Consider the following 16,097-nt stretch of genomic DNA (forward strand, 5'->3'; position numbering starts at 1 on the left):
TTCAACATATTGAATCAACAAAATTTTTACGATAATGAGTGGATCTACAGAAGGACGCCCCACAGGAGATTGATAAAAAGGTTTTACTAATTTATAAACAATATTCCAATTCATTTCTTTTTCAATACGAACCAAATGATGATTTTGATCATACATAGCTTCATAAAATTTACGGTTTTGTGTAATCTCAAGATTTTTTTGATTATAAAACATGAAAAACGCCTTCTTTCTTTTTATTCTTCTAGAAAAGGAGACATTTTTAAAGTTTTTTTAAAAAATCGTATTGACAGAGTTGTTTTTCAACACTCTGAAAACGCAGTGTTTTTTGTAAACACTGCGTTTTTTTATGATTCTTTTTTCGTTGTCATAATGCTGCCAAGTATGTAAGCTATTAGCGCAAAACAAATTGGAAATACTACCGTATGAATTTGAAATGGATTGGGGAACCAAAGGTGAATGATGATATAAGATCCTACCCCAACAATTATAGATGTAAAAGCACCAATCGCATTTCCTTTTCTCCAATATAATCCTAAAACAATCGGCCAAATAAACGCTGCTTCTAAACCACCAAAAGAAAATAAATTTAACCAAATTAAGAAGTCTGGTGGCTTAATCGCTGCTGCATAAACAAGTAAGCCAATGATCCCTGTAATCCATAAACTTCCTGTTTTAATTGCTTGATCTGTAGCTTTTTCACTTATGTAATTTACGTATATATCTTTCATGATAGACGAACTCACAAGCAATAAGAGCGAATTCACTGTAGACATAATCGCCGCCATCGGTGCTGCTAAAAAAATTCCTGCAAGCCAAGGTGGCAATACTTCCATTGCTAAAAGAGGCATCACCTTATCAGGCACATCTATGCCTGGAAGTACAACACGAGCAAATACACCTGTTAAATGCATGCCAATCATAATCGTTCCTACGACAACAGTACCAATGATTAATGCTTGATGCATCGCTTTTGAATTTTTATAAGACATGGCACGCACGCTAATTTGCGGTAATCCAACTACTCCAATCCCTATTAAAATCCAAAATGATGTCACATATGTTTTCGTTAAACTGCCGTCTGCTCCAAATGGTGTAATTAGCTTCGGATTGATTTGCACAAGGTCATGCATAATATTTTCAATTCCGCCCCCAGCGATTACTGTTGCAATTAAAATAATTGTTGTGCCCACTAACATAATGATTCCTAGTAATGTATCAGATAATGCAACTGCTCGAAATCCACCGATTAAAACATACACAAGAACAGAAAATGTAAACAAAAATAAAGATGTTGTATAGGAAAGCCCCGTTAACGATTCTATTAACCGTCCGCCACCAACCCACTGGGCTACAGTTGCAGAAAATAAAAAGATAATAATGCATAATGCCGATAAAATGACAACACCTTTATGATTATAGCGCCCTTTTAAATAATCGATAAGTGTAATGGCTTCCATTTTGCGTGCAATAATGGCAAATTTTTTACCAAGAACCGTTAATACAATATAGCCGGTGACGATTTGAATAGCAGATAGTAGTACCCATCCAAGTCCCATATTGTAAGCAAGACCTGGCCCTCCAATAAAACTGCTTGCACTACCATATGTCGCAATCATTGTCATTGCTAATAATAATCCACCAAGTTCACGTCCACCAAGAAAGTATTCTTGCAAAAATTTATGATGCGCTGTCGCTTGTACGCGCCGTGATGCATATACACCAATTAAAAATACAATGATAAAAGAAATTATCATTGGAATTATTACATACCAATTCATCTATCATTCCTCACTTTTTTCTTCCTCATCGAGTGGAATATCTTGAAATACAAAGCGTACAACTAAACTTAGCAAGACAACCATGATAAGAAATCCAACGATACAGCTATAAAAAAACCAAGCTGGAAAACCGAATATATATGTGTATTCACTCGGATCTTTACTACCTAGTCCATAAGCAAACCCATACCATATAACAAAATTTATACAAGCAAGACCTAGTCCGATTAACGCTTCCTTATGAGCAAACCGAAAACGCGAATCTTCATGATCATATTTCATTGTCTCCCTCCTCTCACAAAGTATAATTGTACCATTCTTTTTCCCATTTTTCCTACTAGAAAGTAAAAACAAACAAGAATTTGTATCATGATGTAGAAATCATGCATCATTACGTATTTTTTACAATTGTAACATAAATGAAATTTGAATTTTCAGTTTTTATTATTTATGATTAAAATTAGAGGTCTTTCAACTTGTTCTTTACAACCTTGTTACAGGGATAAACGCTGTCTCTTACTGCGTTTACAATATATTTTCAAGGGGGTTATGCAATGAGTCAATTAGCTGTAAATCTTCATGAAAAGGTTGAACAGTTTCTTCAGGGAACAAAAAAGTTATACGTGAACGGAACGTTTGTTGAAAGTGTATCCGGAAAAACATTTAAAACACCGAACCCAGCAACTGGTGAGACACTTGCAATCGTATCAGAAGCTGGTCGTGAAGATATTCATAAAGCTGTAATGGCCGCAAGACAAGCTTTTGATGAAGGACCTTGGTCATGTATGAGCGGTGCAGAGCGCAGTCGCTTGATGTACAAACTGGCAGACTTAATGGAAGAACATAAAAATGAATTAGCTCAGCTTGAAACATTAGATAACGGTAAGCCCATTCGTGAAACATTAGCGGCAGATATTCCGCTTGCTATTGAGCATATGCGTTATTATGCCGGTTGGGCTACAAAAATTGTCGGACAAACCATCCCAGTATCCGGCGAATACTTTAACTATACACGCCATGAAGCAGTGGGTGTTGTTGGGCAAATTATCCCATGGAATTTCCCTCTCCTTATGGCCATGTGGAAAATGGGAGCTGCTTTGGCAACAGGCTGTACAATTGTACTGAAACCCGCTGAACAGACTCCGCTATCCGCTCTATATTTAGCCGAATTATTTGAAGAAGCTGGATTTCCAAAAGGTGTAGTCAATATTGTTCCAGGATTTGGGGAAATTGCTGGACAAGCTCTTGTAAATCACCCTTTCGTTGATAAGATTGCATTTACAGGGTCAACCCCTGTTGGTAAACAAATTATGAGACAAGCCTCTGAAACATTAAAGCGTGTAACATTAGAACTTGGTGGAAAATCACCAAACATCATTTTGCCAGATGCTGATTTATCTCGTGCAATTCCTGCCGCACTGTCGGGTGTTATGTTTAACCAAGGACAAGTATGCTGCGCTGGATCGCGCTTATTTATCCCGAAAAAAATGTACGATAATGTTATGGCTGACCTTGTCCTTTATTCAAAAAATTTAACACAAGGTGCAGGATTAGATCCGAAAACAACAATCGGCCCTCTCGTTTCTGAAGAACAGCAGCAACGCGTTATGGGCTACATTGAAAAAGGGATCGAAGAAGGTGCTGAGGTACTTTGCGGAGGAAATAAACCATTCGATAAAGGCTATTTCGTGGCCCCAACTGTGTTTGCCGACGTAAATGATGAAATGACCATTGCAAAAGAGGAGATTTTTGGTCCTGTTATTTCAGCATTACCGTTTAACGATATCGATGAAGTAATTGAACGTGCAAATAAATCATCCTTTGGTTTAGCTGCTGGCGTTTGGACAGAAAACATTAAAAATGCACACTATATCGCAAGTAAAGTTCGTGCAGGAACCGTTTGGGTAAACTGTTATAATGTCTTTGATGCAGCATCTCCATTCGGTGGATATAAACAATCTGGCTTAGGCCGCGAAATGGGATCATATGCACTAGATAACTATACAGAAGTAAAAAGCGTTTGGGTGAACTTAAACTAATGAAAGAGCCTAGCCAAATACGGCTAGGCTCTTTCATGTTATGGAAACATAAAAGTTACTTCACACATACAAGCTACCGATGACATGTAAAATTCCCCATTTAATATAGAGAACCTAATTTGACGCTAAATATGCAGCTGTATTTATAATATCTTGAAAGGTTCCAATCCGACCAACTGAAATTCCGTGCATCACTTTATCTAGTATAGTTTTCGTTATATCCGTATCTACAAATCCTGGGAAAATAACATTACAAATAACCCCAAATTATATTTGTATAAAAAAGTCTGTTTGTGTCAAACTAAACTCGAAACATAGCATAATGCACAAGGAGATTGTGTCAAATGAACAAACAAAACGAAAATAAAAAACCAGTTTCTGATGGTATTGATGTTGAGTTCTCTCGTGAACTAGCTGACCATGATGACCTAGAAGCAAACGCGCGTGCAGCAGCCGCCGATGCACGCCAAAAACGCCAATCGAAAAAAAAATAAATCCTATCTTTCACTCTTTTCAATTGGGACCTACTACCCACGAAAAATAAACCGAGAAATGCTCTCGGTTTATTTTCGGTATTTGTTTATATAATGTGCAAATGTAAGTAATGGATACATATAAGAATAACTATGATAACGAATATAAAATCCATTTGGTAATCCTGTTCCTGTAGGATATTCTTGATGACTCGCAGCGTGCTCTAATAAATAAGAAATTCCTTTTCGAATGACTGGTGTTTCTTCATCATAATAAGAAATAAGAGCATCAATCGCCCATGCAGTTTGGGAAGGAGTACTAAAGGATAGCGGAACAAATCTTTTTTCTATACTACTTCGGCAAGATTCTCCCCAGCCTCCATCGCGATGTTGTATACGTTCTAACCACATAACTGCCTTTTTTAAAGCTGGATGTGTATTCGCAACTCCAACAGCTCGCAATCCTGTAAGAGCAGCCCACGTACCATATATATAACTGACCCCCCATTTTCCGTACCATGATCCATTGTTCTCTTGAACATCCATTAGCCATGTAATCGCGCGATTCTTTTGATGATCTTGTAATTCATTAGGAGCATACGTCCCAAAAAACTCCAAAACCCGTCCTGTAATATCTGCAGTAGAAGGATCCGTCATCATATCACCAGAATTTTCTAATGGTAAATGTGTCAGAAACCGATTTGTTACCCCCTTTTCAAAAGCAGCCCATCCTCCGTCTTTATTTTGTAATCCTTTCACCCAGTTCACCCCTTTTTTCCAAGCCTCCTCTATTCTTCTATTCCTTTTTCTGCTTCGTGCTAACGCTCTTAAAGCAGCAGTTGTATCATCAACGTCTGGAATTGTTGTATTCACATCTGAGAACCCCCATCCTCCAGGAGAAAGTGTAGGTGCATGCAAGCTCCAGTCTTTCTTTTCATGATGTTGTCTTTGCCATATATATTCTGTTGCTGTTTGAATCATAGGTGTGCTCTCATTTACATTCGCTTCTTGTAATGCATAGCTGAGTAAAGCCGTATCCCATACGGTAGATGGAGAGTTTTGTAAATGAATGCCCGCTTCCATATGCCATTTGTATGTTCGGAGCCCTGCGACTGCTTGTTGAATAAGAGGTGATTGAATATGATGCCCTAGCGCCAGAAGTGCATAAATCATATAAAATGTAGCGCTCGCATAGCTATATAATGTACCATTTCTGTCAATCCTCTCTATCATAAAGCGCTCTGCTTCTTTGTCCCCTTTATGATGAAGAGATAAAGGATACGTTACAAACTTTTTCACTTCTCCAAGAATCGTTTCAAATAATGAGGAGCGGTCCTCACGAAACCATTCGGACTTACTGCTTCCTGAAATATGATCTAAATTCGGAAGTATAGTTTTTGATACAGTAAATCTTTTGTTCATACAAATCATCATTGGAATAAGATGAATACGCGCAGAACTACTAAGTTCAAATATGCTAAGTGGAGAATCTTCAGGCAAGAATAAAATAGGAGTTGGAAAATAAAACATTCTAGGATATTCATATCCTCCATGCAGTGCTAATAAAAACTTCGTCATAAAATGAGAACGTGCAATTCCTCCTCTTTCTTGAATAAAAGCTTCCGCACGCTTCATATTGACATCCTCTTTCGTATACATGCCAGATGCAAGTAACGCCGCATATGCTTGAATCGTAGTAGATACGTTGCCAGCACGTTCATCTTCGTATAGCTTCCAAGTTCCTTCATTTGTTTGTATGGACGTTAACCTTGCTACAAACGGCTCTATTTCTTCTTCCTTTTCTAATAATCGAAGTAAAAAAATCATATGACAATCTGTTAATGGCGATCCTTCAAAACAAAAGCGCCATGCACCATCTTGCTGTTGCATTGTATGAAGTGCAGTGATTGTCCGCTCTATTTCTGCACACACTCTTCCGTATAATACCACCCTCTTCACCTACCTTTTCGAAATCCATACACGATATTCACAATTTATAACAATTATGTATAAAACAAAAAAGCAGAACATGTAACATACACATTCTGCTTACATACAGTACCAAATTCCGACAACAACTCCTAAAATAGCTCCGACAACAACTTGATAAGGAGTATGACCGACAAGTTCATTTAATTTTTTATAATTCGTTTGTCTCCCATGAAAAAAGTCATTTAAAATCTTCGCCTGTTTACTTACGGCAAGCCTGACTCCAGAAGCGTCATACATAACAATAATGGCGAAAATCACTGCCACAGCAAACACGGCACTCGATATCCCTTCCACAATTCCAACACCTGTTGCTAAGGCAGTAACTGTTGAAGAATGCGAACTCGGCATACCACCAGAAGCAAAGAATTGAGCAAAATCAAATTCTCTTGTCTTAGCGAGTTTAAAAATCACTTTCGTAAATTGTGCTAAAAACCACGATAATACTGCGGCCATAAACGGTTCATTATGTAGAATTGTTTCCACATTTCCATCTCCCCACTTATTGTAATGGAAACTCTATACTATAAGTATAAAGAAAAAATGCGCAGAAAATACTACGCATTATAATACTTTGCTGATTTATTTTTTAAAAACTTAGGCTGTTTTTTTAGTAAAAACTTTGTTTTTGCGATAGAAAATATAAACAATGCAATCCAAATAAATAAAAATGCCATACTATGAGCAGACGTAAAATGCTCATGGAAAATAAAAATACCTAAAATAAGATTGATTGTTGGTGCAATATATTGCAAAAATCCTATCATATATAGCGGAATCCTTTGTGCTCCCTTAGCAAAGTAAAAAAGTGGCAACGCTGTAACAGCTCCAGCTCCCATTAAAAGTAATGTTTCCGCTATAGAAATCGATCCAAACGAACCGAATCCATGCGCTCCAACCATAAATAAATAGATAGCAGCAACCGGTGTAACGATCATTGTTTCCAAGGTCAACCCATTCATTGCATCATAATTCAATAATTTTTTCGTTAAACCATATAAACCAAATGTACATGCAAGCGAAAGAGCAATCCATGGAATTTCGCCGTATCGAACCGTTAAAATCACTACCCCTACTCCAGCTAGCCCAACAGCAACGTATTGCCAAAAATTTAGCTTCTCTTTTAAAACAACCGTCCCAAGGACAATACTTACTAGTGGGTTAATATAATAACCAAGACTGGCTTCAATAATATGACCATGATTAACCGCCCATATGTACACAAACCAGTTTCCAGTAATTAAAATAGACGCAATTGTTAACGAGATGAACAATTTAGGTTGTGTAAAAAGTTTCATCAGTTCACTCATAAATTGACCAAATCGCTTTGATACACCAAGAACAATTAACATAAAAACAAAAGCCCAAACGATGCGATGTGCCAATATTTCCTCAGCAGGAACTTCTTCTACCCATTTCCAATAAACTGGTAGGATCCCCCACATCGTATAAGCACCAGCCGCATATATAATTCCTTTTCTTTGTAGTGCTTTTTGACTCTCCATCTTCCCTTTTCCCCTCTTCTCTTTTTCTCTCCATTATACGTTGCCTTACATGAATTTTTCCAATATTGAAACTGCATTTTTTTCGACACACTTTGTATTCTCATTTTTTATACAACAAAAAACAGGCCAATTGTAATGAAAACAAGCAGAGGAATCCCAAGTACAAATTGATTCTTATGTGTTTTATGATGAAAAACATACATACCAAACCATGCTCCAAGTGCCCCTCCAGCCGCTGCTACTAAAAATAATGTCCTTTCTGGCGTGCGCCATTTTTTCTTTCTGGCCTTTCGTTTATCCAATCCCATCATACTAAATGCAATCACATTAATAACGATAAAATAAATCCACTTCATTCCTTTTTCTCCTTCTCAAAATTCGCTTTATTGTATCATGAAAAAACCATGCAAGCGAGCCTGCATGGTCATTCATACGTCTGTTCTTGTTCTTCTTGTTCGCCATCTTTCTGTACTTCTTCTTTTATATCCGATGAAATCATCCCATAATAAATCTCTGGATATAACCCAAATATTTGATACACACTTCCTAAAAATGGCACCTAAACCCCTCTTTTCAAAATAATCTCGGCATGATTAAGGGTTCCCTATCTTCCTTCTACGCATTCGTTTTTGTTTCTTCTTCCTCATCTAACACACATAATATATGCTGCCATTTTTTATAAGGGGCACTATTGGGATCTACATACCCTTTCGCATATGAGCGATCCCATAACTGCTTCATAAATAATTCTGCTTCTTTTTTCGCAATAGTTTCTGCTCCTGCTCCATAATAATTCTCAAAATATAAAAGTACTTCATCTAGAAGTAAACGCAATAATTCATCTGATGTTTCTTCTAACGTTGGATCATATTTCGCCTCACGATCATACATTAAAATTACATCTAAAATATTATGCACATGCTCTTTACGAAGCCATCTAACATCTTGAGCACCTAATACAAATGTTTGCGTATACAAGTGCCCTCCTTGCACCATCGCTTTTTCTTGCTCTTCTTCAAAACGAGATAAAATATTTTCATAAATAAACGGATTATGAAGCAGAGCGCGATGCAATTTATAAATTTCACTTGGAATGTTTTTCCCCATAGACTGTATTAAAAAACTTCTCCCTACACCGTTATATTGATAAACAAATTGGCCGTCCACAGCAACTAAGCTAATCCACCGGTATATATACGCATACAGTAAAGCACGATTACATTTATCATAATCTAGCTTCGTTTGCGTCGCATTTAAGTCGGGCATAAAGGCTGGTAAGTGCCAATATTTATCTAAATGCGGTGTCAAATTCGATTTTTTACTATTCAACTTATTGACACGTCGGTAATACGATTGAAAGTAATCTCCTTTATCATATAGAAGACCGTTCGCGATATGACCGGACGATAACTTTGGAAAATCTTGCAATGACAACCCATAATGTGCTCTGTAACAGATTACTTCAAACGGAGAGAAAGCTTCGTTCACTGTATCTTTTTCTTGAAACAATTCTTGCAAAAGCTCCTCTTGTAATTCTTTCTTTAAGGAAGGATGAACACCCCAATATTGCAATTCTCGATGATGAGCTACCTTTGGAATAAACGGACTTGCTAAATGGAACAAATCTTCAATTTTCGCTCTTACATATTCATTCCGATCTCGTTTTTTAAAGTCAGCCTCTTTGCGAAGCGCTTCAATAATATTGAGTTCTAATTTGTCGCGATATCGTACTTGAAGTTCCTTATAACAATACGTTAATATATGCTCTCTATAAAAATCCTCGACCTTTTGCGATTGACTTTCCTCGGCTTGTATATCGCGACAATATTCCCCATATAAACTCATATATATTTCCGCGGATATATCTTTTGGTAATACGCCTAAATTTAAATGTTGCTGCATATCTTTCCATATTTTCTCTTGTAACTGTTCATCTGCTAATACATACACATTTGTCGGGTTTGTTTTTCCTTCAAATTCTTTACTCCGCTTTTGAATTTCAAATAATAAATTTTCACGCGTCTCTTGTAAGTTGTCAAAGAAGCGCTCCCAATGTTGAATCATCTTATAAATCGTTTGGTAGAGCGATTGATATACGAGTTCTAGCAACATTTCCTTGCGATATTCATTTAGTTTATGCACATATTGCGTTACGATATCTTCAAATTCTTTTCGAAACATACGCTGTTGATTGTAAAACATTTTTCCAAACCAATTTTGCTGCTGTGCAAGTTCAACGCGGCGCACCGCTGTAACTGTCCCATCAATATTGCTCACATTAAACTTCTTATCGTAATTTTGAATTAAATTTCGTTTTTGTTCATTATTCTCATGTAAGCGATTTATTTTTTCGATTAATTGTTTTCGAATTTCATATAACATAAAACGAGCAGCCACAGGATGAACTGCCTCTGTTTTCTTTAAAAACCATGTGTTTAATTGATACGACTGTCCTTCTGAGCCACTAGGTGCATAGCGATCTGATTCAACTATTTCATAAAGCAGGGTTGTTACATGTTCATGTACGCGGCTTGGTATTGCATATGCATACAATCGAACAGCATGATCTACCCTCGCTACTTCTCCTTTCATTTGCTCTGGAATTTTCAGCTTCGCTGCTGAAATTTTGCATTCATGTTGCAATCGATTGAGTTCTTCATCCTTTTGCACTGTACGCTGCACATAACTTTCCACCGCTTCTAAAAACAATTTCGACTTAGCAACACCAACTTTTCCACCTTCTGCTCCTTCACGCGTTTCATTATACATTTGTCTGTAGAAAATATGCGCTTGCTCAGGACGCGTTGCCAAATGCTCTAAATCCTCTAAATAACTCTTCCCGCGCTCAGGCTTTTCTCGCTGCATACCGCGGCGCACATCTTGTTCATAACGCTGCTTTTTCTCCTGAAACAATTGATCTAAATGAAGCCATGATTCATCTAAACCTTGCACAGCCCATTTTAAAGCACAATATTTCAATACGTGTTCATATGGATAAATTAACTTAGCCGTGCCTGCACCACAATAACGAGCTTTACCATTTGACTCGGCTAATTGCTGAATTTGATTGTCTTCTTGTGCAAAGTGACTAGTAGACATGGGACTAAATAGTTGTAAATAAATTGTATTTGTCATTTGCTCCATATAATCTGTTACATTGTGTAGATGATGCCCGTGCAAATTTTCATAATCATATAAGAAGCAATAATTATAAGGTAAATGATGTTGCTTAATTGTATGATTCGTTCTTCCATCCTCATCTACTTGATCAGGACGATATTCAAGTTCAATTGTTACACCACCACGCTTTGATATCTCGCCAGTTGAACCGAGTGTAATCGCATGAAGTTCTTTTAAAGAAGCATATCCATTTGCTTGCACCGTTTCATATTCTTTCGCACTGACCGTACGTGTTTTCACAAGCACATCTGGCATTAAAAAGGCACCTCGAATTAAAATGTTATGATGTTGCAATTTCTTCCGAAGCATTTCACGTAAGTATAATGCAATTTGTAAAAACATCCCTGATCCGGTTCCACCAGCAAGTGATGTGACAATAATAACGCGAACGCCATATTCTGTTTGATCGCTTGTCACAGGAAAAATCTTTTCGATTTCTTGCCAAAAGGCTGTTAATTTATCTTCTTTCATCGCAGCACGTAAAGCTAAACGTGAAATCACGCGCATTTGCCCCGCACCTTCTGTTAGCGGTTTATCTAAAATTGTCGGATCCATCGGAAACCATTCTGGAATCGTCGGATCTCCTGCAATATATTCTCTTGGTGTTTTACTGGAACTCGTTTGTGTCTTAAATTTTCGAATATGTTCAAACTTACTTAACGTATTCACATCCGTATCAAACACATGCATCGCGACTCTTTTCCGACGATTTTCTGGCAACTTTTCATATATTTGATGTGTAACAGCACTCCCAATTCCGCCTAAACCAATTAAAATCGTTGGAACTTGTAATGTCATGTAAACCACCTTCCTGTTTGTACATGCTCAAAAGATGAAAAGATACAATCAAATTACTACTAGAGCTAAAAAAGAAAAGTAAGAGCCTTAACAGAGCGTGACACGTCTGCCAGAAATATGCGAAGTATCGTTCACCGCACTTTTGTGAATCCCTCTATTCACACTCATATCGATAAATCTCCTTCCCATATCCTCTATCAATTACGACAATTTCATTTGGATATAACGTCTTATGTTCATATCCAATCTCTTCTTCCGTAATAAACATACCGTCAATAATCATGCCAATTACTTGTGATTCCTTCGCTACAAATATCGATTTCGATCCTTTTTTCGCAATCAATGTAATGGACTGAATGGTTTTTCTCTCTGCACGAAATGGAATGCCAAAATAATGTTTCCACCATTTATTTCTTAAAAGCTCTGGCTCAGATTGATAGAACCAATCTTTCGCCACCTCTTGATCCCATTCGTAATAGAGCATTGCTTTCCGATGAAATCTTGGCCGGACAACCCAGCCTAAAATAAGAATTCCGACAATGAAAAGGAATAAAGTAACTGGTATTACAAATTGAAAAATGACTGCGTACCGTTCCCAAAACGGTGCATTTTGAATATAAAAGGAAATGGTTTTCTCTACTTTTTGCAGCTTTGAATCGCGTATTGTGATAGTAGCCTTTACGTTACCTGTATCTGTAAAATTAAATGTATCGGAGTAATACGGACGAGGATATACATAGATTTGATTACGATGCTGTGTTAATTCATAGTGAATCGATTGATTAGATGTGATGTGAGTAGACGATAATACCCTTTTTACTTCTGCTTCCGTCATCGGTTTTCCATTTAACAGCGGCTGCATAACAAAAGGTTTGCTATTCGTTAAATTTGTTACCTTTTCTTGGTAGTCTTTTGTAAGAGTTTGTAATGACAACTTCGGTCTAGTTTCAGGCTGAATACGAAATTCTTTTGTTTGTCTATAAAATCCTTTTATATTCATATGAACTTTTCCACGAATAAATTGTTTTTCGACTTTTGTTTCATAATAAAATACATTTCTTTTCCCATCCCATTTCATCGGATACAACTTACCATCTATTTCTATTTCTGCTTGAAAATAAGAAGATTGAATAGGTAATTCTGTAGGCTTTGCTTCAATTATAGCGGTCGTTCCCTCATACATTGTTTCCGTATCTTTCTTTTCTTTATCTTCTTTCTCATAAATAGAAAGCTGATAATCGAGCGCTGGCTCTACAAGCACTTTTAGCTCTTCTTTTCCAATTTCTCTGTCCACCTCTATCCGATATGTTCCCGGTTTAATCACTGTTTGATTTTCCGCTTGAATATGTGCAATTTCACCATATAAACGAGATTCTCCCGGTGCATGAATAGAAAAAGAGTTTTGCAAGATTAATGGGTTTTCAAGCTTTTTCACTTGGTATTGTGAGGCAAGAGAAGATTGTTTTACCAAAGTCATTCGTTTCAATGGAAATGGTGTAGCAATCTCCACTGTATTCCCTTTTATTTTTGTTTTCACAATTGATTCGACCGAAGAAAATGGGTCCCGATTCGCAACTAAAGCCGCAGCTTGATTGACACTTTGAATCACCCCATCTTCACCACTTGATGGCATGATGATGCCGTTTATTTCTTTCTGCCATATTTCTTTAAATAGATTCATTTGTTGCTGTTCTTGCGGTCCTAAGTTTTCTTCCATCGTGATTAAAACCGGATGCAAAGATATTTTTTTCGTTTCCATTTCTTTTTTAAATTGCCTCAGTTGCTGCGTCACGTATTCTTTTCCACCATTCTTTTCTTTTTCTAATTCATTAAAAGCTCCATCCGTTAATACAATGAGCCAAAATTCACGTTTGTCATCTCTTTCGGCTTCTTTTTTTATAGATTGCATCGCGGTTTCTACAGCCCGAAACGGTGTATTCAAATAATGTTTCCAAGCTCCAATTTGATTTATTTCTGTTTGTCTCTTTTCATTTGTGAGCGCGAGTTGAAATGCTTCTTCTGGACGGCTCATAGGCACATATGAAAATGTATCTTTCTCATCTAATAATGCAACTAAACTTTGCAAAGCGTAATTGGCATACTTCCAGCGATCGTTATTTCTCATGCTGCCAGAATCATCATATACAAGTGAAACGACCCTTTCCTTTGCCCCCTCTCCTTTTGCACAAGTTGAAAAAGGAATGAAACATACTAGTAGAATACAAATAAATGTGGCACAGATTCGAATCTTCATATGGATGCTTCGCCACCTTTGTAGACAAATTCCTATGTTTAAATTTATGAAAAGAAACAAGATATATGACTTGTATTTTTAAGCTAGATATCACCATAACATCATTATGTAAACAATATTACCAAAATAAAAGATGACTTTTCCCTTTCATCCATGCGCAAAAAAGATATTTCCACATAATAAAGATCCTGCTTCAAGAAGCAGGATCTGACCACTTTTCCTATAAAAAACATCACAAACGTTTGATTACCTTTTAACGAAACGTGTGCATCATTTATAGCGTTTTTTATTTTTTCACATACACTTCTACAACGGGGTTCTCTTTATCGTCTGCATGTAAGCGAATATTTTCTTCACCTGTCTGATACATACTTGCCAACAGCAACACTGTTAACACATTTGGCGTTTTTGCATCACTACCAAATTTTCTTTCAAGCGCTTCTTTATATTCAAATTCTAAATCTCCTTGTATATAAGTATACACTTCAAATCCATCTTTCAAATTACAAACAACTTGATCGATAATATCCGCTCCCACCTGTTTCTTCATTTCTTCTCGGAGAGCAATAACCAAACGCTCCCAAGGTACCTCATATATTTGAAATTGATCTGTCGCTTTCATTTCATTCACTCCTTACCGATTGATCCTACATATATTCCCCATTTCCTTCACAATTATGAGATACAAGGCGTTCGTACAAACCACACTTGTCCTATTCACATATCGTATTACTGTAATACGGAAGGGGGAAAGAACATGCATAGACAAAAATGCTATAATATATGTCAACGTTACTTTGGAAAAGTTGTACGAATTGAAGATCGTGATGGCTACATTCATTTAGGAAGAATCGTAGATGTGACACAAGATTCTGTTTGGATTGACCCTATTCATCGTCCATCTTTCGATACAGGGTTCGGATATTACAATGCGTATCCATACGGAGGCTGCGATTTTTGCGGTGGATTAAGTAAATGTAATTACTGTGGGTTTGGTTACGGTGGCTGGGGCTACGGATACGGTGGGTACGAGCTTGCTTTTGGATTCATTTTCGGCATCGCTTTAGCAGCACTATTTTTCATTTAATTATAAAAGAGTTGCCCATTTGATAAGAAGCCGCTGAAAAAGTTCACTTCATAACAAAAAGGAGCCTGTCACCTGTATATAGCAGGTGACAGGCTCCTTTTCACTCTCAACATTTTGCTAAAATACGTGTTATTTTTTCAAAGCAATCACTTTTTCAGTGCCGTCATTTGATGATTCACTCTTTTTACATATTTATTTTTCACAAATGAAAACTCGATGTCCTAACATGTGTTGATATTTATGCAATAGCTGTTCATGCTGCACCCACGTATGATAGAGTTCTTCTGGAATAAATTGTGATACATTCCATTCTGGTTCTTCCATTTGACTCGCAACCGTTTCTGCAATTGTACCACCTCCGCCAACGATAATACGCTGAAAGTTTGCTTTTTGAAACAAATGAATCCACTCTGTCTCCGTTAACAATTCCTCCATTCCATATAATTGTAATATAGTTGTTTCAGCCTCTTTGTCTAGAGGAGATTCTAGAACCATTTCAATCACAACAAGCTTTCCATTGTTCTGAAGTACGCGATAGCATTCCGGAATAGACTGCTCTTTATTCGTAAACGCAAGAATGGATTCCCCAAGAACAAGTTCAAAAGTCTCATCCTTACATGGTAACTGTTCAACTTTTCCTTGTATTAAGTCTATACTTAGCCCTTGAGCTAACCATCTATCCCTCGCTTTTTGAATCATCATTTCATTATTTTCTACCGCCGTCACCTGATAGCCATACACTTGGCTCATATAAGCTGCTGTCCGTCCTGTTCCGCATCCGACCTCTAGTACGTTCGCATGCATTCCAAGTGGCATTTGTGCTAATACTTGTTTCGTAAGTGTAAATCCACCTGGGTGAGCACTCCCAATTCCGTAATAAGCTAAAAAATCAATATAGGTGTTTCGCTTCATAGGATTCTTCCTTTTTCATTTTATATATTCGAACAAAAGAAAAAAGTGCATAGAAAAAAGGGCACATCATCGTGCCCCTCAT

Annotated in this window: 15 protein-coding genes; 3 read left to right on the forward strand and 12 right to left on the reverse strand. The window is 37.1% G+C overall.

Annotated elements, in window-relative coordinates:
• The 3 genes from MR056_RS18425 to MR056_RS18435 form a co-directional block, all read right to left on the reverse strand.
• On the reverse strand, positions 1-213 hold a 213-nt coding region (locus tag MR056_RS18425; RefSeq protein WP_472926860.1), incomplete at its 3' end, for a transposase.
• Positions 214-344: 131 nt separating this feature from the next.
• Positions 345-1,778: a sodium/pantothenate symporter gene (gene panF / locus MR056_RS18430; protein ID WP_210351296.1), complete on the reverse strand. Its 1,434-nt coding sequence runs from the start codon at positions 1,776-1,778 to the stop codon at positions 345-347.
• A gap of 3 nt (positions 1,779-1,781) precedes the next feature.
• Positions 1,782-2,060 (reverse strand): YhdT family protein, encoded by a 279-nt coding sequence (locus tag MR056_RS18435; RefSeq protein WP_012094671.1) that lies wholly within the window; start codon positions 2,058-2,060, stop codon positions 1,782-1,784.
• A gap of 272 nt (positions 2,061-2,332) precedes the next feature.
• Here MR056_RS18435 and MR056_RS18440 point away from each other — a divergent pair, with 272 nt between their 5' ends.
• Positions 2,333-3,817 carry an aldehyde dehydrogenase family protein gene (locus MR056_RS18440; RefSeq protein WP_012094672.1) on the forward strand — a complete coding sequence of 495 codons (1,485 nt, stop codon included), beginning with the start codon at positions 2,333-2,335 and terminating at the stop codon, positions 3,815-3,817.
• Between the two features lie 344 nt (positions 3,818-4,161).
• On the forward strand, positions 4,162-4,311 hold the full coding sequence (locus MR056_RS18450; RefSeq protein ID WP_012094673.1) for a YfhD family protein: 150 nt from the start codon (positions 4,162-4,164) through the stop codon (positions 4,309-4,311).
• Positions 4,312-4,380: 69 nt separating this feature from the next.
• On the opposite strand, the gene shc is transcribed toward MR056_RS18450, so the two are convergent.
• The 8 genes from shc to MR056_RS18490 form a co-directional block, all read right to left on the reverse strand.
• Positions 4,381-6,240, reverse strand: coding sequence for a squalene--hopene cyclase (gene shc / locus MR056_RS18455; protein ID WP_012094674.1), 1,860 nt, complete (start codon positions 6,238-6,240; stop codon positions 4,381-4,383).
• A gap of 99 nt (positions 6,241-6,339) precedes the next feature.
• Entirely contained in the window at positions 6,340-6,765 is a 426-nt protein-coding gene (locus MR056_RS18460) for a divergent PAP2 family protein (protein ID WP_012094675.1), read from the reverse strand.
• 71 nt (positions 6,766-6,836) lie between these two features.
• Complete coding sequence (gene rarD / locus MR056_RS18465) at positions 6,837-7,784, reverse strand: EamA family transporter RarD (RefSeq protein WP_087098939.1); 948 nt, start codon at positions 7,782-7,784, stop codon at positions 6,837-6,839.
• 107 nt (positions 7,785-7,891) lie between these two features.
• A complete protein-coding gene (locus MR056_RS18470; RefSeq protein WP_048723946.1) occupies positions 7,892-8,140 on the reverse strand; it encodes a DUF1294 domain-containing protein in 249 nt (82 codons plus the stop codon).
• Between the two features lie 68 nt (positions 8,141-8,208).
• Entirely contained in the window at positions 8,209-8,343 is a 135-nt protein-coding gene (locus tag MR056_RS18475) for a hypothetical protein (protein ID WP_012094678.1), read from the reverse strand.
• Between the two features lie 56 nt (positions 8,344-8,399).
• Positions 8,400-11,762 (reverse strand): tubulin-like doman-containing protein, encoded by a 3,363-nt coding sequence (locus tag MR056_RS18480; protein ID WP_012094680.1) that lies wholly within the window; start codon positions 11,760-11,762, stop codon positions 8,400-8,402.
• Positions 11,763-11,916: 154 nt separating this feature from the next.
• A complete protein-coding gene (locus tag MR056_RS18485) occupies positions 11,917-14,016 on the reverse strand; it encodes a vWA domain-containing protein (RefSeq protein WP_012094681.1) in 2,100 nt (699 codons plus the stop codon).
• 286 nt (positions 14,017-14,302) lie between these two features.
• Positions 14,303-14,638, reverse strand: coding sequence for a hypothetical protein (locus MR056_RS18490; RefSeq protein WP_012094682.1), 336 nt, complete (start codon positions 14,636-14,638; stop codon positions 14,303-14,305).
• A gap of 135 nt (positions 14,639-14,773) precedes the next feature.
• On the opposite strand from MR056_RS18490, the gene MR056_RS18495 reads away from it, so the two are divergent.
• A complete protein-coding gene (locus MR056_RS18495) occupies positions 14,774-15,103 on the forward strand; it encodes a hypothetical protein (RefSeq protein WP_012094683.1) in 330 nt (109 codons plus the stop codon).
• A gap of 192 nt (positions 15,104-15,295) precedes the next feature.
• Here the strand turns inward: MR056_RS18495 and MR056_RS18500 are convergent, their stop codons facing one another.
• Positions 15,296-16,015 carry a class I SAM-dependent methyltransferase gene (locus tag MR056_RS18500; RefSeq protein WP_012094684.1) on the reverse strand — a complete coding sequence of 240 codons (720 nt, stop codon included), beginning with the start codon at positions 16,013-16,015 and terminating at the stop codon, positions 15,296-15,298.
• Between the last annotated feature and the right edge of the window lie 82 nt (positions 16,016-16,097).

It is taken from the genome of Bacillus cereus group sp. BfR-BA-01360 (assembly GCF_022663595.1).
GTDB lineage: Bacteria > Bacillota > Bacilli > Bacillales > Bacillaceae_G > Bacillus_A > Bacillus_A cytotoxicus.